29 protein-coding genes and 1 pseudogene are annotated in these 25,941 nt (G+C 43.0%); 4 read left to right on the forward strand and 26 right to left on the reverse strand.

Features of this window, described 5'->3' with window-relative positions:
* Positions 1 to 224: 224 nt before the first annotated feature.
* The 3 genes from GXP75_RS18485 to GXP75_RS18495 are packed head-to-tail and all read right to left on the reverse strand — an operon-like array spanning position 225 to position 5,329.
* The gene (locus tag GXP75_RS18485; RefSeq protein ID WP_242557516.1) at positions 225 to 3,014 is read right to left on the reverse strand and encodes a DEAD/DEAH box helicase; all 2,790 of its coding nucleotides are present in this window, start codon (positions 3,012 to 3,014) and stop codon (positions 225 to 227) included.
* A complete protein-coding gene (locus tag GXP75_RS18490; protein ID WP_242557517.1) occupies positions 3,014 to 5,119 on the reverse strand; it encodes a site-specific DNA-methyltransferase in 2,106 nt (701 codons plus the stop codon). The genes GXP75_RS18485 and GXP75_RS18490 overlap by 1 nt, the downstream gene beginning before the upstream one ends.
* Entirely contained in the window at positions 5,120 to 5,329 is a 210-nt protein-coding gene (locus GXP75_RS18495) for a hypothetical protein (RefSeq protein WP_242557518.1), read from the reverse strand.
* Between the two features lie 432 nt (positions 5,330 to 5,761).
* Here GXP75_RS18495 and GXP75_RS18500 point away from each other — a divergent pair.
* Together GXP75_RS18500 and GXP75_RS18505 are read left to right on the forward strand one after the other, a co-directional pair.
* Positions 5,762 to 5,893: pseudogene (locus GXP75_RS18500) on the forward strand (site-specific integrase); the annotation flags it as partial.
* 305 nt (positions 5,894 to 6,198) lie between these two features.
* Positions 6,199 to 6,387, forward strand: a complete 189-nt coding sequence (locus GXP75_RS18505; RefSeq protein WP_242557519.1) for a hypothetical protein — start codon at positions 6,199 to 6,201, stop codon at positions 6,385 to 6,387.
* Between the two features lie 28 nt (positions 6,388 to 6,415).
* On the opposite strand, the gene GXP75_RS18510 is transcribed toward GXP75_RS18505, so the two are convergent.
* The 3 genes from GXP75_RS18510 to GXP75_RS18520 form a co-directional block, all read right to left on the reverse strand.
* Positions 6,416 to 6,646, reverse strand: coding sequence for a helix-turn-helix domain-containing protein (locus GXP75_RS18510; RefSeq protein WP_242557520.1), 231 nt, complete (start codon positions 6,644 to 6,646; stop codon positions 6,416 to 6,418).
* Positions 6,624 to 6,797, reverse strand: coding sequence for a hypothetical protein (locus tag GXP75_RS18515; RefSeq protein ID WP_242557521.1), 174 nt, complete (start codon positions 6,795 to 6,797; stop codon positions 6,624 to 6,626). The genes GXP75_RS18510 and GXP75_RS18515 overlap by 23 nt, the downstream gene beginning before the upstream one ends.
* Positions 6,798 to 6,899: 102 nt before the next feature.
* A complete protein-coding gene (locus tag GXP75_RS18520; protein WP_169800258.1) occupies positions 6,900 to 7,043 on the reverse strand; it encodes a hypothetical protein in 144 nt (47 codons plus the stop codon).
* 178 nt (positions 7,044 to 7,221) lie between these two features.
* Here GXP75_RS18520 and GXP75_RS18525 point away from each other — a divergent pair, with 178 nt between their 5' ends.
* The gene (locus GXP75_RS18525) at positions 7,222 to 7,452 is read left to right on the forward strand and encodes a hypothetical protein (protein ID WP_242557522.1); all 231 of its coding nucleotides are present in this window, start codon (positions 7,222 to 7,224) and stop codon (positions 7,450 to 7,452) included.
* 31 nt (positions 7,453 to 7,483) lie between these two features.
* Here the strand turns inward: GXP75_RS18525 and GXP75_RS18530 are convergent, their stop codons facing one another.
* Positions 7,484 to 8,083 carry a hypothetical protein gene (locus GXP75_RS18530; protein ID WP_242557523.1) on the reverse strand — a complete coding sequence of 200 codons (600 nt, stop codon included), beginning with the start codon at positions 8,081 to 8,083 and terminating at the stop codon, positions 7,484 to 7,486.
* Between the two features lie 265 nt (positions 8,084 to 8,348).
* Between GXP75_RS18530 and GXP75_RS18535 the strand changes: the two genes are divergently transcribed.
* Positions 8,349 to 8,909 (forward strand): hypothetical protein, encoded by a 561-nt coding sequence (locus tag GXP75_RS18535; protein WP_242557524.1) that lies wholly within the window; start codon positions 8,349 to 8,351, stop codon positions 8,907 to 8,909.
* A 33-nt stretch (positions 8,910 to 8,942) separates the two neighbouring features.
* Here the strand turns inward: GXP75_RS18535 and GXP75_RS18540 are convergent, their stop codons facing one another.
* From GXP75_RS18540 to GXP75_RS18630, 19 genes are read right to left on the reverse strand one after another with little or no spacing between them, the layout of a single operon-like run.
* Complete coding sequence (locus tag GXP75_RS18540) at positions 8,943 to 9,911, reverse strand: N-acetylmuramoyl-L-alanine amidase (RefSeq protein ID WP_242557525.1); 969 nt, start codon at positions 9,909 to 9,911, stop codon at positions 8,943 to 8,945.
* Positions 9,912 to 9,957: 46 nt separating this feature from the next.
* Entirely contained in the window at positions 9,958 to 10,380 is a 423-nt protein-coding gene (locus GXP75_RS18545) for a phage holin family protein (protein WP_242557526.1), read from the reverse strand.
* Positions 10,381 to 10,431: 51 nt separating this feature from the next.
* The gene (locus tag GXP75_RS18550) at positions 10,432 to 10,620 is read right to left on the reverse strand and encodes an XkdX family protein (RefSeq protein ID WP_242557527.1); all 189 of its coding nucleotides are present in this window, start codon (positions 10,618 to 10,620) and stop codon (positions 10,432 to 10,434) included.
* Positions 10,617 to 10,979: a hypothetical protein gene (locus GXP75_RS18555; RefSeq protein ID WP_061669924.1), complete on the reverse strand. Its 363-nt coding sequence runs from the start codon at positions 10,977 to 10,979 to the stop codon at positions 10,617 to 10,619. The genes GXP75_RS18550 and GXP75_RS18555 overlap by 4 nt, the downstream gene beginning before the upstream one ends.
* Entirely contained in the window at positions 10,976 to 12,208 is a 1,233-nt protein-coding gene (locus tag GXP75_RS18560) for a phage baseplate upper protein (RefSeq protein WP_061669923.1), read from the reverse strand. The genes GXP75_RS18555 and GXP75_RS18560 overlap by 4 nt, the downstream gene beginning before the upstream one ends.
* Before the next feature lie 15 nt (positions 12,209 to 12,223).
* Positions 12,224 to 14,785, reverse strand: coding sequence for a peptidase G2 autoproteolytic cleavage domain-containing protein (locus tag GXP75_RS18565; RefSeq protein ID WP_242557528.1), 2,562 nt, complete (start codon positions 14,783 to 14,785; stop codon positions 12,224 to 12,226).
* Between the two features lie 35 nt (positions 14,786 to 14,820).
* Entirely contained in the window at positions 14,821 to 16,527 is a 1,707-nt protein-coding gene (locus tag GXP75_RS18570; RefSeq protein ID WP_242557529.1) for a phage tail spike protein, read from the reverse strand.
* 12 nt (positions 16,528 to 16,539) lie between these two features.
* The gene (locus GXP75_RS18575; protein ID WP_396022493.1) at positions 16,540 to 17,379 is read right to left on the reverse strand and encodes a phage tail domain-containing protein; all 840 of its coding nucleotides are present in this window, start codon (positions 17,377 to 17,379) and stop codon (positions 16,540 to 16,542) included.
* Positions 17,379 to 21,257, reverse strand: a complete 3,879-nt coding sequence (locus GXP75_RS18580) for a phage tail tape measure protein (RefSeq protein ID WP_242557530.1) — start codon at positions 21,255 to 21,257, stop codon at positions 17,379 to 17,381. Before GXP75_RS18580 ends, GXP75_RS18575 begins: the two co-directional genes overlap by 1 nt.
* A 12-nt stretch (positions 21,258 to 21,269) precedes the next feature.
* Positions 21,270 to 21,449, reverse strand: coding sequence for a hypothetical protein (locus GXP75_RS18585; protein WP_242557531.1), 180 nt, complete (start codon positions 21,447 to 21,449; stop codon positions 21,270 to 21,272).
* 2 nt (positions 21,450 to 21,451) lie between these two features.
* The gene (gene gpG / locus GXP75_RS18590) at positions 21,452 to 21,790 is read right to left on the reverse strand and encodes a phage tail assembly chaperone G (RefSeq protein ID WP_242557532.1); all 339 of its coding nucleotides are present in this window, start codon (positions 21,788 to 21,790) and stop codon (positions 21,452 to 21,454) included.
* Between the two features lie 57 nt (positions 21,791 to 21,847).
* Complete coding sequence (locus GXP75_RS18595) at positions 21,848 to 22,459, reverse strand: major tail protein (RefSeq protein WP_242557533.1); 612 nt, start codon at positions 22,457 to 22,459, stop codon at positions 21,848 to 21,850.
* Positions 22,460 to 22,840 (reverse strand): tail completion protein gp17, encoded by a 381-nt coding sequence (gene gp17, locus GXP75_RS18600; RefSeq protein WP_242557534.1) that lies wholly within the window; start codon positions 22,838 to 22,840, stop codon positions 22,460 to 22,462. It abuts the gene before it with no gap.
* A complete protein-coding gene (locus GXP75_RS18605) occupies positions 22,837 to 23,220 on the reverse strand; it encodes an HK97-gp10 family putative phage morphogenesis protein (protein ID WP_242557535.1) in 384 nt (127 codons plus the stop codon). Before GXP75_RS18605 ends, gp17 begins: the two co-directional genes overlap by 4 nt.
* On the reverse strand, positions 23,213 to 23,572 hold the full coding sequence (locus tag GXP75_RS18610; protein ID WP_242557536.1) for a phage head closure protein: 360 nt from the start codon (positions 23,570 to 23,572) through the stop codon (positions 23,213 to 23,215). The genes GXP75_RS18605 and GXP75_RS18610 overlap by 8 nt, the downstream gene beginning before the upstream one ends.
* Complete coding sequence (locus tag GXP75_RS18615) at positions 23,505 to 23,852, reverse strand: head-tail connector protein (protein WP_024085414.1); 348 nt, start codon at positions 23,850 to 23,852, stop codon at positions 23,505 to 23,507. The genes GXP75_RS18610 and GXP75_RS18615 overlap by 68 nt, the downstream gene beginning before the upstream one ends.
* 15 nt (positions 23,853 to 23,867) lie before the next feature.
* The gene (locus GXP75_RS18620; RefSeq protein ID WP_242557537.1) at positions 23,868 to 24,359 is read right to left on the reverse strand and encodes a collagen-like triple helix repeat-containing protein; all 492 of its coding nucleotides are present in this window, start codon (positions 24,357 to 24,359) and stop codon (positions 23,868 to 23,870) included.
* 29 nt (positions 24,360 to 24,388) lie between these two features.
* A complete protein-coding gene (locus GXP75_RS18625) occupies positions 24,389 to 24,697 on the reverse strand; it encodes a hypothetical protein (RefSeq protein WP_242557538.1) in 309 nt (102 codons plus the stop codon).
* Between the two features lie 14 nt (positions 24,698 to 24,711).
* Entirely contained in the window at positions 24,712 to 25,914 is a 1,203-nt protein-coding gene (locus GXP75_RS18630; RefSeq protein WP_242557539.1) for a phage major capsid protein, read from the reverse strand.
* Between the last annotated feature and the right edge of the window lie 27 nt (positions 25,915 to 25,941).

Below are 25,941 nucleotides of genomic sequence, written 5' to 3' on the forward strand. Positions count from 1 at the left end.
ACCACAAAAGACCTAATATTTCGAAAAAAGTCCATAGAACCTCCTGATTTCCTTTTTACAAATTTATTCGGACACTTTAATCCAATGTCCTTGCTACAGAAGTAATGCCCGAAGAGAAACTGACTGACTGCGCATACATTATCGACGTGATGTAAAACAGAAAATAAACCTTAAAAATTAGGGAGAACATCCAACAACATGCTCTCCCTTTTTTTCGTAAAAATTTATTCTGCTGTTACTTTGTACACCTTGCTGAGAGGACCAGTGAAGAGTTCCTTCGCAGATGTCCCCGCAAATGTCTCAATAGCATTCTGTACCGTTGGAAGCATTAGGTCAAGGTAACGAAGTTCGCCGCCCTTCTTATCAGCAACTACCTGGACGGAACCAAACAGATCAGGATGGTCCTTCAGATATGTGACGTATCCCTGCAGCTTTGCAACGCTGTCGCCAAGCCAATCGCCGTGCGGGTCAACAATCGCAGGAACAATACTACCGTCGTTCAACTTCTGGAAGAAGATGAAATCAGGATACATGTTCTCCCATACGCCGTTCAGCATGTACGAAATCGCCAGCGAAGCGTTCAAGTTTCTTGACTGGTTCCTGTACCATGCAACATTCAGCGAGCGAGAAAGCTCTGTTCGAACGACCTTCTTCTCCAAATCATTCAGATTCAGATATGCCCAGCCATCCTCATCACTGATAATGTGCTTCGGATAAGCATCATAATCCTTGTTCTGACGAGTAATGCTGGCCTGGATGTTCAGATTACGTTCGATATAAGGCTTCGTGTTACCATCAATGCGGTCCCACTTCTCCTTATTCTCTTCAGACACTGCATAACGCTGCGGACCATAAATGCTCAGCAGCTCATTGGTCTTGTTCTCAGCCCAAACTTCCAGTGCCTGAATAATCTCAATACAGGCACCAACTGCTGAAATACGGCTGATCGCCTCAACATCACTGTCGAATTCATCGTTCTTACGTCTGTTGATGAAATACTTCACCAAATCAGAAGCGCCAGCAAACACACTGACTGCACGACGATAGTACGATACAAGTCTGTCAGCATCATTCTGAACCAGTTCTTCGCGGTCTTCGAATTCTTCTCCCGTCAACGGGTCAATACGCTTCACAATCACTGTCGTATTGCTAATATCCGTGTATGCGCGCTTATAATCACCAGGATGACGCTTAATCTCGCCCTCGACGTTGTTATAGAAATCCTCATCTATCTGGCTTGCTGTATCATAATCAATATCAATATCAGATGTAATCACGTCAACGCAATCCCACAGGTCGAGGAAATAATTCGGCTTATCATGTCGTACCCTACGTGTAATAATTCCCTCAAAACTTGTCTTAATATCTTCACTGTTAACCTTCGGAATTCGTTCCAGCGCAGCTGTCAGCTCTTCCTCAGTCTCAGTGACATCTTCAATATCTGCAACATAGAATCCTTCGTCCTCTGTATTCACAGCGAATTCAGTTCCAGCGACAGGTTCCTGTGCTGACTGGTGTGTCGCAGGAACTTCAAGTATGGTCACTGAAGGAGTATCTGCAGGCAATGTCTGCGTAGGTGTCGCAGTACCAGTTGATGGCTGCTGATGCTTCTTCTCCAGCTTCTGTTCAATCTTTTTCTTCGCATTATCGAAGAAACTTACATCAATTGGATTCTTCAAAATATTTGTAGTCGCGACAGCCACGTTGTCTTCTTTCAGCTTCTGAACTACGCTTTCGACTGTCACTGCGTCATACTCAGGAAGATAGCAGGCAACAGTATTCAATTCCTCAACTAAATCAATTCTTCTTGCAAGCGGCGTACGAATCATACGACCAATCAGCTGAGCAATATATGTCGGGTCTGTACGCTTACGACGAGAATAAATAACCTCAGCACGCGGACAGTCCCAACCTGTTGATACAGCATCCTTAGCAAACAGGACTCGAATCTCTGTCCGCTCTGCTACATCTTCAGGACTCACATAAGGAATTTTGCCTGCAGATGTAACAATATCTTCATGTTCACCAAATACGTTGGCAAAGCAATCAGAAATGTCCAGCCACGGCAAAACCTTGTGTATATGTGTACACAATGATGTCAGGGTATCTTTTGTAACCTTGTCTTCTACCTGTACAACCATCAACGGCGTCACGACTGGGAGAATACCGTAATCCGTGCAATAATCCTTCCAAGCCTTAGAAGACGCTGCCAACTTAACGCATGCCTGCGTTAAATCCTGATGTTTCGTATCCGCAGCTTTCTTAGGTGTGCGCAGTTCAATCGTATCCTTAATCAGCCCAGAGTTACGAACGGACGATACAGGCACATCAACAGACGCCTTTATATCACGATTCTTACGTCCTTGCATAGCAGCATTAAATCGCTCAGGGGTAGCCGAGATACCGACAACGCAAGGCATTGACGGATTTACTCCGTCCTGACCATCAATTAATTTGGCATAAATCGTTTTATTCGTGGATTCCTTTGTAGCATCCTTGCCAAGCCCGCGATGAGCCTCGTCGATGAAAAGATACAAATGAATATCTGGATCGCTAATCGTGTCTGTCAGAACATCATAAAATGTTCTTCCTCCTTCAGGAGCGTTAGCCAGTTTACCCTTTGCAGACAAAAGCTGTCTGTTCAGGAAATAAATATGGCCTGGCATCAGCTTGATATGGCTCTTCACAAAATCTGGCCCGATTGCTTCCATCACAATAGCTCCCGTCAGCAAATCAGAAGCCGCTTCAAATCGCTTCATCGTCTGTTCGTTCAAGCTCGGGCTATCAGACAACCACAAAATCACTGCATGGTCATCTCCAGCATATGTATCATTGCTATAAAACAAACCTTCTGCTACCGCTGCAGCGATAACCGTCTTACCAGCACCTGTCGGTGCCGTAAGCGATACTGCTGAGACAGAGCCATCTGAAGCATAGCTTCGCTGCATAGAATCCATTTTCTTTAGAAGATCATCGACTGCAGACTTTTGAAAATCAAATAATTCGTATTTCATCAATCAAGTCCTCCTTCGCCACAAATTTCAAACGTCCTTAAATAAGTCTCGTACAATCTATGGACGTTGACACCTGGAAGACGTTTGCACATATTCGAATATCTTCTTTGGTCGTCAGTCACGACGAATACTGTCTTGATAGACGGAGTCTTCTTGACCTTATCGCAGAACTTACTTGCCTGATTGTAATCAAACAGGACGCCATAGAAATCAGTCGTCAGATAACTCTTTCCGATGCGTTTGATAATCGGACCTCTGCAGCCTGCCTGCGTCCAAAGAAGCGGCGCAATCGCGTCAAAAGCTTGGTCAAGACGAATCGGCCATGCTGACTCGTATGTAAGCTCACAGAATATAGCATTTGCATTAAATCCATCTGCTTTAGGCAATTCGTATCCCAAATCAATGTCTTTTGCTGGCATTCCATAATCTCCATCTAGCAGATTTCCTTCCACATCACGCCCTTCAATCGAACATTTTGTACGAGGCCATGTGACGTAATGCGCAATGCCATGCTCTTCCCATTTTTTATCACCTTGGCGAAGTCCTTGGTCAATAAACTCTTTTTCTTCTACCGCGGATACTTCATTATTAGTCACACAAACACAACGCCTATGACCGCCATCGAGTGCATTCAAAATATTCACTGCATGAAGCGTTGTCCCTGAACCAGCGAAAAAATCAAGAATTAACGCATCAGGTTTTTGTGCAACAAAATACTTTAATGTATCAACCACGGCATAAAGAGATTTTGGAAAACTAAATTTCCCGTCTCCGATAATTGATTTCAACAATGACGTCCCATATGCACCAGCGTCATAAACTTTGTTTTGCCATACTGTAGTAGCACGAGTAATTTTCCCGCCAGTTTCTACGATGATCTTACTTCCATCTTCACGCTCTCCTCGAATTTCCCAACGGCCTTCCTTAAATTTTTTAGCATATTTTGTACTTACATACTTAAAAATATAAGGTTGTAAAGGGTAGCCCTCTGACACCTGAACAAATCCCTTATCAACCAGATCCTGAAGAGTTTCCTTAGTGACTCCCCAGTTCATTTCTACGCCATCTTCTCTGATAGGAAATACTGCCGTTGCACCTTCAATTACAGGAGCATCTTCAATTTTTTGTTCAGGCGTAAGATAATCGCCAATATGTACAATGCGCATAGATGTATCATCAACATAAATCGGATAAAATTGAGCAGTTCCACCCTTAACAGTGCCTCGTCTTGACGCATAATCCGTTCTTCTTAAATAAAACCATCTGATTTCTTTTTCCTTACCATCACCCATAGGATGAGTTACATGCGCTTTACCAAACAAAAGAACATAAATATATTCGTCAGCACGAGAAAATAAATTATCGCGTTTAGCACCAGAAGGACTAATTGTAACGCTTACCATTTGCATCTGTGCTTCAGGAAATGTTTGCTCCAAAAGTAGGCCGAGACGTGCATATTCTTTCTCATCAATCGTTACAATGAGAACGCTGTCTTCAGGATTCAGTAGCTGTTTAGCAAGTTTCAAACGACGTTCCATAAATGCAAGCCACTTTGAATGCCTATATTGATCGGAGCCGTCAACATAATTATTATTATATTTCCAGTCTTTTGCGCCTGTGTTATACGGAGGGTCGATGTAAATACAATCGACCTTACCAGGATAAGCATACGACAAAGCCTCAAGTGCATGATAATTCTCTGAATTGATGACCATATGATATGGGTCATCTGGATTTCCACGCTCTACACGGTCAATTTCCTTGAGTCCTGGATAAATGACGTCACGATAGCTCACAAGAACTACCACGTCTTGGATAGCAACAGATTTTGTCTCACCATCGTGCTCTAGTCTCGCTGATCCGTCTTTAATCTCCTTTACTACCCACGGAATCGAATTCTCATCTGTTTCCTTCGCACCTCTCTCAGGAAGAATATTGACAGTATCCCCAACGGCAGGCGTCTTTTTATAAAGACGGAGAGCCTCAGGGAGATTATGCTCAAACACAAGCCCATGAGAATGATTCTTAACGTACTTCTGAATCTGTCGTGCAAGCTCAGGATTCAGCTTTGCAACTTCAGAAATGGTCTCATTGATATTCGCCATTTATACGACTCCCTTTTCATTATGTTCTTCAATCCACCCGTGAATAATGGCAGCAATCGTCGTACCTTTCTCAGCAGCCATCATTTTCAAGGCTTTCTTATCAGACACTGTCAGCGAAAGCGACAGTGTCGTTCTCGGTTCATTTGCAGCAGAAACAGACTGAACAACGGTCTGCTCAATCTGTTTCTGCTCCGCTTCTCGTTTCGCCATGCAAATTACCTCCTGACATTTTATGTAATTATGCATTTAATTAATTATACATTTATTCGTTCGATAAGTCCAGCGCTTCGCGCACTATATTCACCATCTCAAGCGTTGCTTCCGCGACTTTTCCCTTTGGAGCAAATTCAACGACAGACTTGCCCTCGATACCAGCCTGAACAAATGCTTCCGATTGAGGCAGCTTTACGATTATTTGATCTCCAGCAAGCTCACCGAACCACTCTAGAAAATCTTTTCGACGCCTTCAATCAGTTCCATTCCTTCATTATGTAAATATTTTTCGCATGACCATGCTTGAACACCGCTTTGCACATACGAGTTTAAGTATTATGTAAGCTTCAAATAGCTCCCACCTTCATCTAGATGGGAGCTCTATTTGGTACTTACTTTCTCTTGTTTCACTATCTGCCCTATACCTCAGTAAAGGAGATTCAACAACGTTTAGGTCATACAGACATTAATACAACAATGAATATTTATGCTCATATGACGTCTAATATGGAAGAAAAGGTCTCTCACCAGTTTAGTCAACTGATGAAAGACCTTCTCTGATAAGTGGGCTTCTCATTAAGAAAAATGAGCTTACTATGAGCAAAATTATGAGCATTTCTCTTTAATTAACTTAAAACCCGCTATATATTAAGGCTTTATGATGTTTATTACATCATACCGCCCATAATTACAGCTGTTTTCGTATGTTTTCGAACCCTTTCGCTTGAGGTTGTTTTTTGTTGCTAAAACTAAGACGAAGAGAATTACAAACCGCATTCTTTCAGCCTCTAACGGAACTTTAGTTATTTTCGTGTTATTTTTCAAGAAATAACATGTTCAATCGCAAAGCAAAGGAAGAAACCACAATGACCGATTTTGAACGGAAAGTATATCAGATCATAGTGAATATGAGCTTGTACGGAAAAAACCCTACTATGGGCGAACTGAAAAGGAAGACAGGCAAAACTGAAAAAGAGATACGGGAAGCCACAAAAAATCTGATAAGAAATGGTGAGCTTACTTGGAATAAAGAAAAGCAAAGGTGGATCACCTAAAAAAAGCCCTTCTATATTGAGGAGGGCTTTAATCATCATACGGTCTGTACTTTTTCCGACCGGCTTCTAATTCTTTTTTGAGGGTTTGTACATGTCCTAGCAAGAACAATGCAACTGTCCCAACCTTTTTAACTGGCTTGAGCTTTCCGGAGGTCACCAGAGTGCTTAAACGCTGCCGAGTAATTCCGAGCAACTCACCTGCTTCCGCTGCCGTCAAAACTTCTTCCTGGATAAACTTAATTTTTTCGCTTTCTTTCATGGCGCTTCTCTCTCCATATCATAATGAATCCTTTTAATAACGTGACGATCACAGCCAAGTATAAAATGATGCCTGTGATCTTACCGAGAGTCCCGGCGTTTTCGAAATCAATAGCAACAATACCCGCTATTATGATTAACAAAGTGGTCATATCTAATGTACTGTACTGCTTAAAATATTTTTTCATATGCTCGTGGACGTGATATAATGTTGTAAGAGCAAGGGGAGCAATCCCCTTGTCTCTCACTATGTCTCAGCGCTTCTTGCTTACCCGGCGGGAGCGCTTTTTTTTGTTCTTCTCTCGCTTTTCGCTTTCCTTTTGCCATATATCGTATATATTTTTGACAATGGTCACAACTGCCGCGATGATAAGAACTATGTTTCTTACGTCGTCCACTTTAGCACCTCCTTTCTATACTTTAATTATACAACATCTATTTACGAACGTCAATAGATGTATTAAAAATAAAGGTAAATATGGATTATTTAAAGGTCCTGAATAGGCTATATCCTCTTTTAAATAAACTCCTTATTTGGTAAAATAATGGGTATTGTAAGGAAGGAGTGATTGAAGCGTGTTATTGTTCATAGGAAAGTTCATATTGCTCTTTTTGTTCTGTTCGTTAGCGTATTATTTCTTTAAAGTGGTTTATTACAATGTTGGTAAGAAGGTAGCCCTCAATGCGTCAGAGGGAACAAAAGCGAATTGGGTAGCGAACGTCTTAATTAAAAATGGTACTAAGCTTACTGACGGAGATTACTTTATGGTTGCTGTCATTACGACATTATGGCTTGTGTTGAGGTAATATAAAAGCCTCCCTTACAGGAGGCTTTTTCTTATTTAGTTGGATAACCGTTTGCCTTACAGAAACTCTTAATATATTTGTTTTTCTTCGCGAATTTTCTGCAAGCTTTATTCATTCCAGCATTATAGATTTCTTTCAAAAACTGTTGAGCTAATCCAGCAAGCCCGATTGCTGTCAAAAGGGCAAGTAACTCTTGCAAAGCAATATAAACTACCCAGGGGATGGCTGGTACAAATGCCGCTGAGGCATCCCCTTTGATTTCAACTTTTTCACCTTTGTTTTCCTCTAACCATTTTACTTGTTTGCTCGGAATGCTTTCATAAAACATGGACATATTAAATACTTCTTCGCTTGAATAGCCAATTTGTTTAGCTTTTTCAACATCTATGGTGTATGTAAAATCATCGTTGAGTTTTAACGCACTTTGAACAAATTTCTCTGCTTTTTCGTAATCAGCCTCAGTAACTTGTTTCAATGCTTCGCTGATCTTCTCTTCCGATGTTAAATTCTTCATGATTGATTTTGCTTCTACGGTGTTGGCAGGAGTGCTTAACAGGACAGTGACCAAAAGAGCGACCGACGACAAAATGATAATCGCACTGCTTTTCAACTTTCTCATTCCTTTAATCATTCCTTTCTACCAATTTTATTACATGTTAAATGTTATCATATTTTCCAATTAAATTGAAACCCTATTTTACATTATTAGATTTTATTAATATATTAATTAAGCCCCTCTCAAAATAAGAAGGGGCTTTATTCCTTACTTCAATAATGCTTCCAGTTTCGCTTTTGTTATGCTCGTAAATTCCAACAGCAAAAGGTACCTTTAAAGGCTAGGAATCCCTCCTCTTTTGTTTTAAGATGTAAATGGCTGTTAATAAGAGGGGGATCATATGAAAAAAATATCTTTGCTAGTTATAATTGTTTTTACTTTAGCTGGCTGTACGGAACAAGTCTCAAAAGAAAAAACAGAAAATAAAGACGTTTCCACTGAAAATTTCTCTAAAAATAAAGATGCGAAGCTTAGTGATCTTGTTTCTAAGTATAATCAAAAAATTGATGAACTTAACTGGACAGGTTCAGAACCTCAAAAAATCGAATTAGCTGATATAGATGAGCCTATAATAGAGGGTAACGGGGATTATACAAGGGAATTGATTTTTGAAAAAGATAATTCTAATACAGCTCACTATACTGTCAGGGCTATAAATGAAGAAGATGGGTCTTTTAAAGGTGTTAGGGTTTTTACTGCCAGTGATAATGGGAAAACTTCCCCTAAAGGTATAGGTAGCATCGTTGCATTTTTGTTAACCTGTGATTCCTCTAGTGAAGAGCTAGAAGGTTTTTTGAAGTCCTCAGAAAAAGAAAAGGATCTTAGTAATGCCCAATGTTACATAAATATTTCTACTGATACTTCTTTAAATGCCTTTACATTAATGATTAAGCCAAAATAAAACTGGCCCTTCTCATCGGAAGGGCCTTATTGATTATTTCAAAAGCACTTCAAGCTTCGCTTTCGTTTTCGGTCCATAAATTCCATCAGCCGGCAGCCCATGCATTAACTGGAACCGCTTGACTGCATTTGCCGTCTTCGCTCCATAATAGCCATCAATGCCATTATTCTTTGCACCTTTATCTGGGTAGAAATAAAGAGCTGCCAGCGCTTTCTGAATCTGTTTGACAGCCGCTCCTTTCATCAATGGGCTTTTCACTTTATAGATACCTGAGGGCAGCGTAGATGATGACTTTTTGCTGCTCGATGATGAACCAGAAGATCCGGAAGAACCTTTCAGTTTTAATACCTGTCCGACTTTGATTTTATTCGGGTCCTTGATGCTATTCAAGCTTTGAAGATTTGCAACGCTCACGCCCTCTGCTTTTGCGATACCTGAAAGCGTGTCGCCTTTCTTCACGGTGTAAGTTGATCCTGACGAACTCCCTGAGGAACTAGAAGTCTTTCCGCCCAGCGCTTTCAATTCTTTTTCAACGGCAGCTTTAACCTCGCCCCATCTTCCCTCTGATAAAATACGGTGCGGGCAATACTTGCCATTCCAGTCCTGGTGCTTACGTACCCGATCAACACCCCAGCCTCGTTCTTTAAGTAACTGCGCCACAAACTTAATTGCTAAAGCCTCAGCCGCCTTGTATTTGGCGCCTCCTGACTTACTGTAGCAGATTTCCACACCAATAGACTTACGGTTCCCGGTGCCGTATTTGCCGTCTCCTGTGTGCCATGCGTTACGATTTGTAGGGATGCCCTGCCTTACCTCTTTGTCATCAACGGCAAAATGAAAGCTTGTCGAACTTGTATTATTCTTCATAAAACTGATTTCGTTTTTAGCTGGCGCATCATTGGCCGTATTGTGAATTGTGATGTATTCAGCGCTCATTGCATTTGGACATTTCAGTTTGTATTTGTCTTCTGAAACTAAATTTTTTCTCACTGCAATTGTCATGAAAAATCTCTCCTATTCTGTTTTTAATATAAAAAAGGCTGCCGAATTACCCAGCAGCCTGTTCGTCTTTTTCGTTTGTTTTCTCGCTTTCGTTTTCAATTACGTGCAAACGGTCCGTGATAAAAACCGGAATCTTAACGCCAATCTGAGCTAGGTTCTCCGTGATGGAAAGCCCCTCATTTGCGATATAAAAAAGAACGGTACTGAAAGTCAAAACACCGTTCAAGTTCATAACTGTATCAACAACATTAGCAACAATAATCACCAGAAAGTTGAGCATTTTCCGGACGTATCCAAACCAAGCGCTCCGGCTCCGCAGCTTCTTAAATTTCCAAGCCTTGATCACACCTGTTATTACGTCGATGATGGTCAGAATTAAGAATAAATCAAGATATTTCACACCTCCAAATAAATAAACTCTTGCCAAGTCTAACGTTTCAAAGTTAATAAACACATTCGTTTCCTCCATCTCTTAATCACCTCCTTCGAGGCAAAATAAAAACACCTCTTAGGGTGTTGGTTAGTTTGCGACGCCGCCTAAGTCCACACTGACGGGCTGTTCCGTCATGGGATAGGTCAAGCCGGTTATTTGTTTGTATTCTTCCTCTGTGATTCTTCCCCACTCAACAAAACGGGCCACGTCTGCATTGCTGTAATACTGTGGCCCCCATCCGTAGATGGTTTTTACGCTTGTAAACCAATCCATCATACCCCTTTTCCTCCCTCCGCCAGTATTAGATAAAGATTGGCTATCATTTGAGCTTGTGACTCGGCCAAGCTTTGCGCCTCCGCAAGCTGTGCTGTGATGGCCGCATTTTGAGCTTTCAATTCATCAACGGGAGAAGGTACCCGCCCGCTTTCAATCTGCTTTTCTAGGGCTTTTTTCTCTTCCTGTGTGGCTGCCTCCGTCCATATCTTCTCTGCTGGATGAAACATAGGCTTAACGAAGGAAGGAGGCTGAACGGTTGTACAATTCTCCGGTATCACATACTCGCCGTCTTCGTCCGGCTCAATCGGAACGGGATTGGTTAAAATGAAATTTTCATCGTATTCATAAACCTGAATCATGTTGTCCCTCCTTCTTGAAAACCGATAGGAACATCAATATAATAACCCCCGGACAGTTTGCTGGAATCAGCTGGGTTCGGATACTTGATTTTCAAATCCCCATTTTCATAGACAATCAGATTAGCTGTTCCGCCTGTTCCGCTGAGTGCGATAGAAACGACGGCGCCGCCTACCGGTACGTATGCCGCGGGGATGGAGCCGAATATGATTTCCGGTTCTGTTTTCACATGGCCGCGCAAGATTAAAAACGGTCCCCACTTTGCATAAATTGGTGTACGCGTCCCGGCGACAGCCCCATTTTTCAGAGTGATATTTGCGTAACTAACACTTCCGTTCCATACCTTCCGCTCAGCCGCAGATATATGACGATCTTGGTTATAATTATGGGCTTTGAACTGTCGGACCGTATCATCCCAATGAGCATGGTCTTCGGCTGTAACGTGAATGTCCGTGTTATTGGCGTGAGTATTGACTTTGGCTTGTGCTCCCTCCACTGTTTCCTTGCCGTTCCATGCCTTCCGTTCAGCTGCAGTAATGTGCTTTTCTTCATCCTTCGCATGGATGTTTACTTTCTCTTGGGCGCCGGTTGGCGTTTCCTTGGCATTCCACGCCTTTCTCTCGTTAGTTGTAATATGCTTCTCTTTATCATTCGCATGTTCATCCGTATAAGCCTTGGCGTTTTGCTCTGCATCATCCGCCTTCTCCTGCGCGCCTTTTTTCGTTTCAATGGCTTCTAGATCGGCAAATTTCTCCCGTAATTCCTCAACGGTTTGGCTGATTTCTTCGACGGTTTTGTTTATACCGTTTCTTAATGACTCAAAATCATCAATGTAATAATCAGCTGTCGGAATAATATTCTGATCCTCTAATGTCTTAGCGATAGAGAAGGTAAAAAGGGAAGTTGCCAGTGCTTGCCCATTTGTGTAATATAATTTGATTTCGGCTTTTACTTCTCCATAATGCTTCAATTCCTTATTAGACAGAATATATTCAGCCGTCCCATTGACTTTGTCTATAAGCGTAAGACTCTTTTTATAAAACGATCCGTCAGCATATAGTAAAACGATTTTTGCGTCTACGGCTGACAGAGGCAACGGTACGCCATCCTTTGTAAATGAAAAAAACAGCTTCGCGCTGCCCGTGTCTTGTGTCATGAATTGTATATTTGTGGTTCGGCTATTGACTGGGTTTGTGTTAATGTCGATTGGCACGCCGCCCGTTTTATACATCGCTTTATTCCCTCCTTAGTGCTGCGGCGTAACCATCATTTGGGCCACGCCATACCCTTTTTTCGCATCGTACGGTTTTTCAACCCTCATAACGGTTCCGTAACCGCCGCTTTCTGCCTTAGTCGCGATACCGTCAACTGCTGAAACGCTGTCACCGACGTTTACAGTCTCATCCACTCTTACGAAGACCTGACCAATTAATCCAATCACATGCCACTCGTCCCGTTCCTCTCGCGGCTTGTACTCTGCTTCTGGGTCGTAGTTCGGATTTTCTGCTGGAATCGTAATGATGTCGTCACCGTCAAATACTTCCCGGTAGATAATCCCGCCGAATTCATCACGGAGAAAACGGTCATTCCAATAGAAGGCAGCACCTCCAAGCACAACGCCGGCAGTCTTGGAAACGACACCAAGTATCTTGTCGCCTTCTTGTGCTTTTCGAATTTTGTCCCCTTCTAACGCAACAAGATAAGACGCCTCGATCTTTGCCCCGTCAGCCGATTCAAAATACTCGGCCAAGTCTTTTAAATTAGATACGCTTTCGATGGCGCCAGTGGACCGCACTGTTCCAGCCTTTGCGTTTAATTCTATTTTTTTATTCGCCTCCGATGCTTTGCCATTTCCGTGGCCTAATGCAAGAGTGTAAGATTTACTATTCTTTGTGCCCTTCGAAAACATGACACCCGAGGACGCCCCGTCCCCTGTTGTGTGAGAATCGTACGAAAACAGCACGCCGTTGCGCGAGCCTTCCGAAGACGAACCGCCTGCATTCCCCGCATGAAAATTACGCTCACCTTTCGCATATGTCGGTCCCGTACACGCAATGATTGCACTGTATTTTGTAAGTGCATGGCCGGACCCGGAAGCTGCCCGAAAGCCTCCTTTGACGTTATTCGGAACCACTGAATGCTTTTGCCCGGCAATGACAGCCGCGTCTTTATAGCCGTAAGCTCTGATAAGAAAAATATTGGTTTGGGTGTTCGTGGCTGTGATGCCGGCCGTGCCGCTTGCCACGTGCAAGATGCCATTTAACAAGTTGACATTGTAAACGCCGCCCCCTACCCCGATGCCATTTCTTGCCGAATCATGAATAACGAAATCAGAGATAAATACATCATCAGTCATTTGATCGCCGCCGGTAATATGGATGTCATATTCAGCCTTTTTAAATCCCGAAATATGCAAGTTATTAACAGTTATCTTCCTGCTCTTGTACTGGAAGGCAATGATTGAGCCATCTTTGTAATCATACGTCGGATCACCAATCGCTTTAAAACCAATTATCTGAACACGCTGGTATGCCGAAACGACAAGAGCTTTCGGGGCTAATCCTTCATAAAGCGAATTATAGACGGGTTCCCGGGATGTGCAGTCTACTAACGTCACATCACGAGCCGTCTCGCTCCAAGGGTCTTTTACAAGATGGTGATCAATATGCCGTAAATCAAATGAGCGAACGTCACGAAATGATTCATGACCGCGAATGTGAACATCACTCGGTGCCGGCCATTCCTTATGGGCTTTAACCTCTACGCCCCGCACATTCCCCTCTGTATAATTATCTATAACCCAGACATGCTTGGAGCCGTCATCCACTTCAATTCCGTTTGAATTGGCTCCTCCTTTACGGTGTGCAGTGCCGCGCGGTTTCGTCATCACATTATTTGTGATGAAAATATACTCGCTGTAATGGGTCGTAATGCCGTCGTCACCATACCCCGAGCCGACACACTGATCAATCCAAATATATTTGCTTCCGGTTGCCGTGTAATCTTTTGCTGTTATGTTGTATGAAGGCGCTGAAATATCAAAACAATGCAACCCCGGATTAATGCCTTCAACGTCACGTACAATACCAAATTTCACTTGCGCAAAAAGAAGGCAGCTTGAATTCACCCCGCCAGTCGCTCCTACGCCGCCCTGACGATCCGGATTCCAGTCAAGTGACATACCTTCCACAACTATATTTCGGTTGCCTTTCGCATGATCAGCATTCGTAACAACCCATTCGCTTGCCGGCGTATCCTCGTGGAGCTTCAGTATGGTAACACCTTTCCCCTGTCCAATAAGGTATGTCCATGACGGAAGTTTGACACCCTTGACAACGTATATGCCGGCCGATAAATTAAGCCGCACCTTACCGTTTCCAGCTGCCTTTTTAAAAGCATCTGAACTATCTGTTTCGCCTGTAGGATCGGCCCCGTAATCGTCTACGTTGACAATTCTATTAATCTTTCGGTTGAGCTTGTTGTATTCTCTGTCCAGCCGCTCTTTTAGCAGTGGAGCTATATCTCCCTCAGCGTCTACACGGGCATCCACAACTTCTTTTACATTTGTCCCGTCAGCATTAAGAATGAGATTACGCACCCGATTATAGAGGCCGTCAATATAAGTACGCAAAGAAAATCCGCCGTGATCAATTTGTTCAGTCGTATGCGCTGTGTCAGCTTTCTTGTGGCGGGTAATTTCACTTTCAACGCTGTTTACTCCACTCTCAATAGCTTCCATATCACCAGACAGCTCAGCCTCATAACGAGAATTTTTTCTGGTATCATAATTTTTTTTCAACCTCAGCACCTGTGTTCACTCCTTTTAGGCAAAATAAAAAACGCTCATCTAAGCGTTGTAAGTATCTGATCAATATATCGTTTTTGTTCTCTCAGCTTCTTCGCCTGATTCACCGCAATATCTTGTATGTCTTTTCTGAAATTGGCGAAGGTAAGCTCAGGACTGCTGTATGGGTTCAACGGATTGTATTGAATTGTTAAGAGCCGTACATCATCCTCATAAGTCGTGCCGTCTGCTGTGTCGGCCAAGATGTGGAGTGTATCGCCTTTCCAGAATGGCTTTTCAATTTTGAGTAATTTCGGTTCGTATACATATTGGTAATCTACACTGACGACTGTTTCCGGATATGGATTCACATGTTTTTTTAACGAAGATACCATACTGCCCGGCTTTTTAATGGTTTCATCTCTGATCGGATCGGCCCACTTCGGCTTACCTTCCCGCAGGAATTTCTTTTCCTCTGGATGGATGTATAAGATCGGCTCAAATTCATATTTTGGCTTTTTGTCTGTACTCTTACTGTCTTTAGACATCGCGCCGTACCCCCATGCGCGGGTAGAACAGTTTTGTGAGTTGGTTTTGATATTGATGCCCGGCATATTATAACGAGAGTCAAGTGTGAAAGGAATCTCTTTACCCATTTTCTTATAGACATGAATTTTATAGTTATCAACATCAAGTTCTAATTCATAATCCTTTACGATCTGATCTGTGAGTTCAGTAGAGTTTTTATCCCCGAAGTTCTCTTCTTCCGCAGTTCCGAATTTACTTTCAGGTTCTTCCAACACATACGAAAAGTCAGTGCCTTTTAACGCCATGTCAAAGGCCTCTTTTACAGTCAGTTTCTTCGTCACAGTGTCATCCACTCTATTCTCAGCAAGAAGAACAGTAAAAATATGATTGGCGGTAATTGTTTTAGTCAGGACGTTTTTAGACTGTTTCAAGTCTACATCTGTAATATAGTATTTTTGTTGTTTGAATTTCCTTTCGTCAATGTAAAGAATATTATCATTGACCAGCAAATCGAATTCAGTCCCGTTGCTCTGTGTTTTAGTGATTGTAAAAGTGAAACTCTTTTTCCCTGTGGTATCATCTGTCAGATCAACAATCACGTTTGTTACTTCTACAACATCATTGCCGTCTTTCGTGGAAACGTGAAGTTGAGGAAAATCCACATCTGACGGCAATCTTTTATTAAGTGGGATGTCTTTACCAGCATATTCTTTGCTCGGGAAGCTCGGCTCCTCATCTGGGATGTCGGGCGTTTCTGGATCATCAGGCTCATTCGGAAGTTCTGATGTGTCATCGTATTGCATCAGCTTATACTGTTCAATCATGGTAATTAATTTATGAGCATAGTTAATGTCTGTAGCGTAGCCAGCTTTTTGAACGGCGCGGCATGCTTTTTTATAATCCGTTTCACCCACAACTGCTTTATACCGATCAAGGCGATTATATAAGCTTCCCAGATCGGCCAAACTCTCAGCGTAAGATGGGTACTTTCTGAATTTTGCCTTTACCCTAACAACATTCCCGTATTTGTCCTGCTCACTGGTCCACATCAACACGTATTTCCCGTTATATGTTCCCTTTATCCCAAACAAATTGTAAGCTTGTTTGGAGAGGCCGCTGGTGCCAAACCCACTTTCCAGACAGCCTTGAGCAATGACAAGGCTGGCAAGGACGTTATATTTTTTTCGTACCTTCTGCGCGCCCGGCACCAGACTCTTTATAAAGTCAGCTGCAGCCATGTTATCCCTCCTTTACTTATAATAAAAACGAGTATCAAATAGAATTTCAAAGTCATCTGAATTCAAAATCTCAAAATCGTTCCATCCTACATCCAGTGTAGGAAGACGGCCGGACGTTTTCAGACGTTTTTCCCCGATTACGGTGTACTGTTTTATGAATGCGACTTTTTGAGAGCGTTTAAGCTCCTGCTCAATTTTTAACTTTTCGCCGTTCGTCCGGTTCAAGATTGTGACATTCTTTCCTTTCGCCCACAGAAAGACATTATAATCATGCTGCAGAGTGTTGACCGCGGCACCGCCGGGATTGTATACACTGAATCGCTTTTTATTCTTGAAATGGTATTCAAGATCATCTCTCCGCAGGATTCCCATGCCGGGACTCCAATGCTCCCCGCTAAAATTCTGAATGGTAGAAGAAGTAAACTTTGATTCTGCCAGTCCCAGAATGTCCGTGAAATCTACTGTAAACGTGGCATAATTCTTCTGCTTGTCCTTAGCGATGGTGAAATTCCCATCACAGGTAACAAGAAACCGTCGATTGGGAAGAAGGTCCGTCGAGATATAATAAGGAAACGGCTGCACCAGCAAATCGTAAAACTCATGCCGGTTCTGATAAAACGTCTCTGCAATGATAGAATCAAGTAAAAATTCTACTTTAATGCCTCTCTCCTTATATACAACGTCCCGTGGATGCTGCGGCAATACTAAGCCGTTTATCCTCTGAAGTGTTGTTGTTTCACGATCAATATTAGGAGCGTCGGCCGTGAAGCTGCGCACCTTAAAACGGGGGAGTATGCCTGTTAGGCTCTGCTCCCCCATGCCGTTATTAAAATCTATATATAAATCCAACATTATGATCTTACACCGCCTTTATAGGCATTCTGGTTGTACCGATCCCCGCTCTTTTGATCTAATATTGTGCCGTCACCTTTTTCAAAAATGATATTGGCTATCTGCTGCCCATCTATGTTCACCGGTGCAGGATATATTCTAATCGGCCCTGTATTTGTTGGTGTAGGGTTCACCTCTCCACCTGTGAAGTTTTGAGAAAGCAGAGTGATTAATGCATCAAGTTTTTGATTTAAGGAAGGCGTGTCCACTTCATTTCGTACAACAAGCTCGGATTTCATTGAAATTAATTGATCGGCCGCGCCTTTTATATCAAATGCCATTTGACTCAATTCTTGTTTAAAAGAACCCATTGTGGTCCGAGCCATGGATACGGCACTCTGTTTGGCTGCTTTTGCTTTATTCTGTATACCGATTGCAAAACCATCTGAGAAGTTATGACCTTCTGATTCTGTCAGTTTTGATGGTGAATGAGAGTCAATGGATTTCTTTAACGTGCTTAATGCAGCTTTACCAAGGTTCCATGCAGCACTAACAATCGACCCATTCTTAGAACCCATGCCGTTAATAAACCCCGTTGCAAAGTCTTGACCTACGCTATGTGTTTTAGCGCTTTTCAAGCCAGTCTTTGCGCTATTAGAGACATTCTTACCGGCACTACTTGCATTTCCTTTTTGACTGTTGACTCCTTTGACTAAATCAGTACCAGCCTTTTTACCCCCTCCTCCGTCTGTGGTTTTAGCTAAACTTTTTGTCACAGATGAACTAAGCGAGCCAGCCGCCGAAGTATTAGCGCCTTTAGTTGAGGTTAAACCCGATTTATGTTTATTCCCCTTATTCTGACCAGCTGAATTGGCCTGTCCGCCACCCTTATTGAGTTCGCTCAACACAGCTTGGCGTAAGACTGAACCACTTTGAACATTGGTGCTCTTTGTAGAATTAAAACCGGTTTTAAAAGCATTCCCTTTGTTCTGGCCGGCTTGGGCGGGCGTGGCATTATCAGCGGACAGCGAATTGTTAAGGGCTTGCTGTAAAACTGTCCCCTCACCTACTACTGACGGCGTGGACTGCTTCAAACCCGCGGCAAAGTCAGCGACAACTTTCTTTCCTGACTGCTCAGCACTTGTCGGCTTATCTAATTCACCTTCAACATTAGCAACCATTTGGCTGGCTTCTTCACGGGCTTGTTCTTTTGTCATTCCCATGCCCTGGTAAAACTCTTCTAAAGCCTGTCGAGTTGTCTCAATTGCTTTTTCTTTTGTTTGACCCAACTTTTGAAGATAGTCTATCTGCCTCGCAGCCCATCGTTCTTGATAAGCTGAATCATTTTCATCAAATTGTTGAACCATCCCCAGTGAATTGGTAACAAACTCTTTTTGTTTTTCAAGTGCTTTACCGGTTTCTAAATCAAGAAGTTCTCCATCTCTTGACATTTTAGAGAATAACGCTCTTGAATTCTTTTCATAAGCATCCGTGTTTTTTGCTAATGCGGTATTATAGTCAGCTGTACTTTTGCTCAGTAAGGATCTTCTTTGGTCAGCCTCTATATATCCCTGCGCAAACAACTTCTCAATAACACTATTTCTATATTCCAAGTCTTTTTTGGCGGCTTGTTTACCATCATCATAGACTTTTTTCATGTCGTTGTTGTACTGCTGAGCTTGTTTGAATGAAAGTTGTCCTTGCTGATCTGTTACTGCTTTTTGCATTGCTAATGCTTCTTTTTGATTGGCCGCAAATTTACTAGTTGACAATTCAAAATAGGAAACAATGTCATTGAATTGCTTCTTTTGTGAAGCATTCATGTTAGATGAGACGAGGCCTGTCTCTTTTTGAAGAGCATTTAACTGTTTCAGTTTTTTCCTAGCCTCTTGCATATCTTCATCAATTGCACCGACCATCTTGTCAGTCATCTTTTCGCCGGCTTTTTTTGTGTTTTCATCGGTATCAGCGAAAAGCCCTTTTAAGACGACCAAAGCATCCTTTTTAAGCCCCTCAAGTTCTTGTATCAGCTGGTCGCGCATGCTGGCATAGGTTTCAACTAATTTTGATGACATTTTCTCAGCTTCTGAACCAGATACCTGGGTTAACTCAAATAGCTGCAGTTCTGCCTTTTCTCTTAAATCCACATAGGCGGAAGCAGCTTTTTGAGTCGCCTTAGAAACGCCCTCACCATAAAGCAAGGCGGATTCTCGGGCTTCTTCTTGCTTCTTCTTCTGGTTCTTCAATTGCTCCGAGTAAGCGTAAGTAGCAACTGTGATGCCGCCAAGCAGCGCTGTCCCTCCGACAATTGCAAGGCCGACCGGTCCGGTAAATGCCAAAAGCGCTCCAACACCAGCCGTTAGCACAGCAACTGCTGTTGTCACACCTAAAATACCTGTAGCTAATAGTGCTGTCTTCCCAATCGTTTGAACTGTACTCGAATCCATTTTATTAAATGTTGAAATGATCCCAGTTCCTTTGTCAGCCAAATCACCAAGCGCCGGTAAAAGCCCTTCTGTTAGATTGATTTTGGCGCCTTCTAATGCCGATTGAAAAGCAACAATGCTGCCGTGCGCATTATCAAGCATGGTATCAGCCATTTTCTTGGCTGCGCCGTCTGATTTCTCAAGCTCTTTTGTATTGTCGCCAAGTGCTTTAGAGCCTTTTTGAAGAAGGATTGCCCAATGTTTATAGGCCTCAGCCCCGACAATAGTTTTTAATGTGGCCGCCTGCTGCTCTTTCGTCATGCCTTTCATGCCTTTTTCCATTTCAGCTACTACTTTAGGAAGGCTTTTCATATTACCGGCAGCGTCGAAAAACTCAAAACCTAGTCTATCTATCTCTTTTTGTGCTTTTCTTGCCGGTGTAGCAAGACGAATCAAGGAAGTACCAAAAGCTTGACCAGCGATTGATCCCTGTAATCCGGCATCACCAAATGCCATAATGGCGGCTGCTGATTCCTCCATACCCCAACCAAGAGAATTGGCATTCGGTGCCAAAAATTTCATAGCTTCGCCCATCTGTTCGACGTTTGTATTTGCGTTAGCTGCGGCGTACGCTATGACATCCGAGGCGTGCCCTGACTCTTTTGCTTTCAGTGCAAATGCAGACATGATGTTTGATGTAATATCTGCGGCTGCACCTAATTCCAATTGACCGGCCGCCGCAAGGCTGAGCATACCCGGCATTGCATCGTAAATGTCATTTACTTTAAACCCGGCCATCGCCAAAAAACCCTGTGCATCCGCTGCTTGACTTGCTGTGAAGACAGTGGTTGCACCGAGTTCTTTTGCTTGCTCTCTCAATTTTGAGACCTCTGCCGCCGATCCGCCAGAAATGGCCTTAACCTTACTCATTTGCTTTTCGAAATCAATACCTACTTGGACGGCATCTTTCATGGCCATGGCTAAGCCGCCAAAGGCAATACCCGATGTCATAGCAACTGACGAACCAACAGATCGCATCGTTCCGCCAACAGAATTCATGCGCTGCCCCATTTGCCTGATACGTGCTGCAGCTCTTTTTGATGCACTTTCCATCTCTTTGATCTTCTGAGTCGTTTCATTCAAGGCGTGTTGTGTTTTATTCATCTGCGCGGTCGCATTATTCAGGCGGCGGGCAAGGGCCTGTGTCTCTTTTGCATCCTTCCCTTTTTTGATCGCTGCATCTGCATAAGCTCTTTCAAGAGCTTTCACTTTTTGTTTATGCTGCTCAAGCTGTTGACCAAGAGTCCGGGCTGTTACCTGGGCAGTCCTTAACTGATTCCCCCACACGCCTACTGCTGTACGGTTCTTCTCGAACTCAGATTTGGTGTTTTTCATCTGAACAGCAATAGCGCGCATTTCGTTATTAAACTGCGATGAATTGGAATACAGTTTGACCTTTATGTCTTTGCTCAATCGGGCACCTCCTTATCCGAGAAATTGGTCAATATACAATGGTTCATCTCTCTTAGTTTCAGGATGATTTACTTTTTCTTTTCTGCGAGACAACCTCTTGAGATGATAGACAATGTCCATGTCGTCAATTTGATTCTGGGAGAACCCCATCTCTTCCAAGGCGTTATACATATCCATTACAGCCTCGGACAAACTTACTCCCCCGGCTCTTCACCGTCTAAATCCTGATCTGGGTTCAAAATTGCGCTTGCTTCTGCAATGTTGCCTAAAACATAGTTTGCAGTAGCATAAATAGTTCTTGCTGCTAAACGAGAATCAATACCATTTTCAAATTCATCCAGTGTGAATTTATTTCCAAAAACATTACACACAAATTCATTTTGTGTCTCAGTAAACAGTTGGTCAGAGTCGTTAGATTCAAAATCCTCAGCAATGTCTGAGGCACTACGAAACAGTTTTCCGGATATGAAATCTGGTGTCACAAACTTTTTGTCTTTCCCGTCAATTTTTAATGTGATTACTAAAGATTCCACATTAATTCCTCCTTTTTATTCATAAAAAAAAGAGCGCTTTAAAGCGCTCAGATTCGTTTATTTACCTACATCAACCACAGTGTCATTCCCACTAGATGCAAAGCTATCCGCGTTATAAACCACTTGCTTGAACCATGTCTCAGCGTTTACACCGTTTCCTTCTTCTGCTTTTGCATCCCACCTGCGCTTACCGTCTTTCACATTAGTAAGAGGCATGAATTTAATTTTCACCTGTGCAGTTTGCGGTGTGGCCTTTCCTTCGTCCGTCTTATGCTCAACCGGTACTAATTCCGGCGTTCCTTTAAGTACCCAATAGTACCGGTAACCACCAGTGGAAAGCTTGGCACGGAAGCCAAGAGCGATTTCCAACGTTTTATCATCGGCGCTTGAAAAATGAATGCCCTTCTCCACCTGTTTACCGAAAATCCTTGACTGCATATCAAGAGGCAAATCCGCCACTTCCATATCACCGTCAATGTCACCTAAACTATTAACAGTAGCATACGCAACGTTATCAGCATAAAAAACCTCTTGCTCTGATTTAGGATCAATTTTCATGTTAACTGCGCCCGGTAATTCTTCAGGAGCAGAGAATTTCAGTTCGTCTTTTGTGTCTATTAGCACTTCTGCAATATGGAACATATCCAATCCGGATAATACTTTCCCCATCTATTTTTCCTCCTCAAAATAGGTTTTTCTATAACGTCTGCCCTTATGAAAAACCTTAGTGTCTGTTTCGTATAAATCTTGTGAATCATACCGGCTATAGCCAATCTCTCGCATCAGCCTGTCTATTTCAGCAGCAATCGCCGTTTCATTGCCGCGAGTTCTCGCTTGAGTGAATATACTGATTTGATAGCGCACCTCAAATGAATAGACCTTGTTGTCCGCAAAGTCGGCATCAGCATCTTGGATCTCCGAAAATACTACTCTCGGAAATGCGCTGACATCATTTGCAACAAGGTTGTGTAGTCCACCGGGGGCCAGTTCTTTTAACAGCGCACTAGAATTAAGTGTGCTCACCAGTTCAATTTTAGGCGAGTTTGTCATTTGATTGGCGCCGTAAGTATTCGCTCTATTAATACCACAGCAGGTCCCTCCCCTTCTTCTCCACCTTTTTCTATGAACGGATGCGGCGGCATTTTAGAAGTTCCCCACTCTAAGAATTTCCCACGGAACGCTACTTTTTTATTCGGACCAACAGCAACGAATTTCTCCCCATCCTTGGATTCTCTTACATTGGAGACTGTAATGTTATCCTGCATATGGGGCTGTTTCTTATCACTCCGGTTAACATGAGCACGCTGCCGTTCAGCGATAAGTTCACCGCCGGCTTTTAGTGCTACGGGTTCCACCTTTTCAACATCTCCGCCGATTTTTTCAAAATACTGCGTTAAATCGTCTATACCGTCAAAGCTCATATCAGCCATTGATCCCCACCTCCTGACAAAGAATCTCAAGCTCTTCCTCTCGATCCTCTGGATCGTTAGTATCCAAAATATCGAAGACGCGCTCTGTCTTATCTTTAGGGAAGCGTTCAACAATCCGCATATTCGGTTTTATATCCTTCCGGTAACGCACCGTGATTTTTTTAGGGGTCTTGATCCCCAATGCTCCGGCAATCATAGATTCGCTATTCCCAAGAGAACCAGCCCCCTCCACAGCTCCCCAGACCGTGAATAAGTCCACATAGGTTGCATTCCAGTTACCTTCTTCATCCTGTGTCTCGGTTTTCTTTTGAAAGGTCAGACGGTGCCGGAGTTGGCTGATCTTTTTTCTCATTTTCTAGTTCCTCCACAGATACATAACGCAGCTGCGTCAATATATTTTCAGCAGTAAAAGGGATAGACGAGCCGGTTTTCCCAGACTCATATATCCCTTTGTTTTCATACCAATGTTCAACAAGCATTTGAAGTACCAGCTCAAATTGCGGGTGCCCTTCGATATACCGGCCTATTCCATTGATGATATGACTTTTGGCCGCCGCTATTTGATTCAAGAGCTGGCGATCATCTTCTTCATGCTCGACTTTTAAATAATTTTTAATAGCCTCTAAATCCATTCAGGACACACCGCCTTATTCTTCTGCAGGTTGTTCTTCTGTCCCTTTTAAAGCAGCTACTTCACTTTCAAGGTCATTTATTTTTTGTTTCAGTTCATCAAGCACTTTTGTAATTTCTCTGTTTAGATGCTCCAGCATGACACTGCCTGTTCCGATATTCTTGCTTCGAATTGATTTTTCACCGAGCATTTCATTTACAATGCTGCCCGCTTCAATAACTGCCGGTTCGCCTTTTTCGCCTTGTGGGCCGGGTTCGCCTGGTTCGCCTTTTTCACCTTGTGGACCTGGTTCACCTGGTTCGCCTTTTTCGCCTTGTGGACCTGGTTCACCTGGCTCACCTTGAGGACCTGGTTTACCTTGTGGGCCGGGTTCGCCTTGAAGGCCTTTTACATAGAGAGGATTTTTTTCACTGTTATCTGCGATAGAAACATCTGTAATTGGTTCCCCTGAGCCGTTGTCTCTTGCTGATGTTTTCGCTCCGTTACTTTCATTTAAAAAATCTGCCATGTTCAATCATCCTTTTCTATTATTATTTTTTATTCCGTTTTTCCGTCAGACTCAGAACCGCCAACCTCTTTCAATTTTTCTTCAATAGCCCTAAGCCGATCTAAAATAGATGAATTTAAGTGTTCTTCCATTACACTGCCAGTGCCGATATTTCTGCTGCGGACCGACTTATCCGCCAGCATTTCATTGGTTACGCTTCCGGGTCCTGGTTCAGATTGGTTGCCGCCTAAACTGACCTCTTGTCCATCTTTAATGACCTTGCCTCCGGCAATTTCTAAAACACCGCCGATGACGGTACGATTTCCCCCGTCGGCGGTGTAGTTTTTTGGTATACGCATGGTGCCTCCTCCTTTTACGCGTCAGCGAGTGTTAATTGACCGTATACAACGGCTTCTGAATCCCACAGCCTTACGTCCTCGCGCTCAATAGCACGGACCTTTGTCGTGTTCGTTTCAAATGCGCCAGCTCCAACATCCGTGGAAGCAATAGACTGCTGTTGTCGGTCAAATAAAACGATTGCTTCTTTCAAGTCACCAATAATCATTGGCGCTTTTCCAGAGACTGTTTTGAGCACTTTGTTCGAAATAACCACGACACGGCGGCCAAACAGCATTTTGTTTGTCGGTTCAGTCGGAATGTCTTTTAAGAGGTATTTTCCATCCCCGTCTTTCAGCTGATCGAGATAATCAAATCCGTCCTGATTCGTCATGATAATGGCTCCTGAAGAAATAGCAGGATCAAGGGTTACGTTCAATGTCTTTTTAATGGTGTCTAAGCCCTTGAATTGAACCTTTTTCAAAGAATCAAGGATTGAAAGAATTAAAGCGTTCCGCGTTGTAATTGATTTCTTTAAAAACCATCTTGCAACATAGGACATAATGGCCTGATCTGTATCCTGCAAAAGCGTATTTGATAAAGGCAGGATGCCTGCATAGTCAATAATGTTGTATGAAAGCTTGGTAAACTTCGGCTGATCCGTCTCTGCAATTTCATCCATTTCTTCTAAGACGGCAAACGGCGTCATGTCACTGTTTTTCTCAAGCATACGTGTGCCTGAACGGGTCGCTACTGGCTCAACTGTTACATATTGTTCGAGCTGATGCTCTTGTTCCCGTTTCAATTCCCTGATTGTTCTTGAAATATCTTCCGGAATTAGAATGCCGCCATCCTCTTCGTTTTTACCAGACATCGCTCGAAACTCTTCGCTTTCAAACAGATCGCGTTCTTCATCCGTCAAGCGTTTGCCACGGAGGGACTTCATAAAAGCTTTGGTGAACGTCTTTTGTCGCTCCTCTTTTACTCCCGTATCGCCTGACCTGCCTTCTGGATTACCCTCTTGCTCGGGCACAAAGTTCACACCACCCGGTAAATCCGGAACATTGATTGACCGGGCCTCAGTCATCAGTTCAATTTGTTTTTGCAGCTCCTTTGCTTCATCCATGGCGGAGCGTGCTTCTTCGGACTTTCCTTCTTGCACGAGGTTAGCAGCCTCTTCTTTCTTCTGAGTGAATTTCTGTCTCAATTCAATTTCTTTTTTGCTCATCTGCATTGGCATAAAATGATTTCCTCCTTATTTTCGGCA

This window comes from Bacillus sp. HU-1818, assembly GCF_022695965.1.
Lineage (GTDB): Bacteria > Bacillota > Bacilli > Bacillales > Bacillaceae > Bacillus > Bacillus atrophaeus.

Coding starts and splice junctions, on each gene's coding strand:
- GXP75_RS18625 (WP_242557538.1), bottom strand. CDS start 24,697: ATGCGTATACCAAAAAACTACACCGCCGACGGGGGAAATCGTACCGTC.
- GXP75_RS18505 (WP_242557519.1), top strand. CDS start 6,199: ATGACCGATTTTGAACGGAAAGTATATCAGATCATAGTGAATATGAGC.
- GXP75_RS18490 (WP_242557517.1), bottom strand. CDS start 5,119: ATGGCGAATATCAATGAGACCATTTCTGAAGTTGCAAAGCTGAATCCT.
- GXP75_RS18485 (WP_242557516.1), bottom strand. CDS start 3,014: ATGAAATACGAATTATTTGATTTTCAAAAGTCTGCAGTCGATGATCTT.
- GXP75_RS18595 (WP_242557533.1), bottom strand. CDS start 22,459: ATGGGGAAAGTATTATCCGGATTGGATATGTTCCATATTGCAGAAGTG.
- GXP75_RS18560 (WP_061669923.1), bottom strand. CDS start 12,208: ATGTATAAAACGGGCGGCGTGCCAATCGACATTAACACAAACCCAGTC.
- GXP75_RS18620 (WP_242557537.1), bottom strand. CDS start 24,359: ATGGCAGATTTTTTAAATGAAAGTAACGGAGCGAAAACATCAGCAAGA.
- GXP75_RS18545 (WP_242557526.1), bottom strand. CDS start 10,380: ATGGAGGAAACGAATGTGTTTATTAACTTTGAAACGTTAGACTTGGCA.
- GXP75_RS18610 (WP_242557536.1), bottom strand. CDS start 23,572: ATGAGAAAAAAGATCAGCCAACTCCGGCACCGTCTGACCTTTCAAAAG.
- GXP75_RS18615 (WP_024085414.1), bottom strand. CDS start 23,852: ATGGATTTAGAGGCTATTAAAAATTATTTAAAAGTCGAGCATGAAGAA.
- GXP75_RS18535 (WP_242557524.1), top strand. CDS start 8,349: ATGAAAAAAATATCTTTGCTAGTTATAATTGTTTTTACTTTAGCTGGC.
- gp17 (WP_242557534.1), bottom strand. CDS start 22,840: ATGACAAACTCGCCTAAAATTGAACTGGTGAGCACACTTAATTCTAGT.
- GXP75_RS18605 (WP_242557535.1), bottom strand. CDS start 23,220: ATGGCTGATATGAGCTTTGACGGTATAGACGATTTAACGCAGTATTTT.
- GXP75_RS18495 (WP_242557518.1), bottom strand. CDS start 5,329: ATGGCGAAACGAGAAGCGGAGCAGAAACAGATTGAGCAGACCGTTGTT.
- GXP75_RS18540 (WP_242557525.1), bottom strand. CDS start 9,911: ATGACAATTGCAGTGAGAAAAAATTTAGTTTCAGAAGACAAATACAAA.
- GXP75_RS18575 (WP_396022493.1), bottom strand. CDS start 17,379: ATGTTGGATTTATATATAGATTTTAATAACGGCATGGGGGAGCAGAGC.
- GXP75_RS18630 (WP_242557539.1), bottom strand. CDS start 25,914: ATGCCAATGCAGATGAGCAAAAAAGAAATTGAATTGAGACAGAAATTC.
- GXP75_RS18550 (WP_242557527.1), bottom strand. CDS start 10,620: ATGATGGATTGGTTTACAAGCGTAAAAACCATCTACGGATGGGGGCCA.
- GXP75_RS18570 (WP_242557529.1), bottom strand. CDS start 16,527: ATGGCTGCAGCTGACTTTATAAAGAGTCTGGTGCCGGGCGCGCAGAAG.
- GXP75_RS18515 (WP_242557521.1), bottom strand. CDS start 6,797: ATGACCACTTTGTTAATCATAATAGCGGGTATTGTTGCTATTGATTTC.
- GXP75_RS18510 (WP_242557520.1), bottom strand. CDS start 6,646: ATGAAAGAAAGCGAAAAAATTAAGTTTATCCAGGAAGAAGTTTTGACG.
- GXP75_RS18530 (WP_242557523.1), bottom strand. CDS start 8,083: ATGATTAAAGGAATGAGAAAGTTGAAAAGCAGTGCGATTATCATTTTG.
- GXP75_RS18555 (WP_061669924.1), bottom strand. CDS start 10,979: ATGATTCAGGTTTATGAATACGATGAAAATTTCATTTTAACCAATCCC.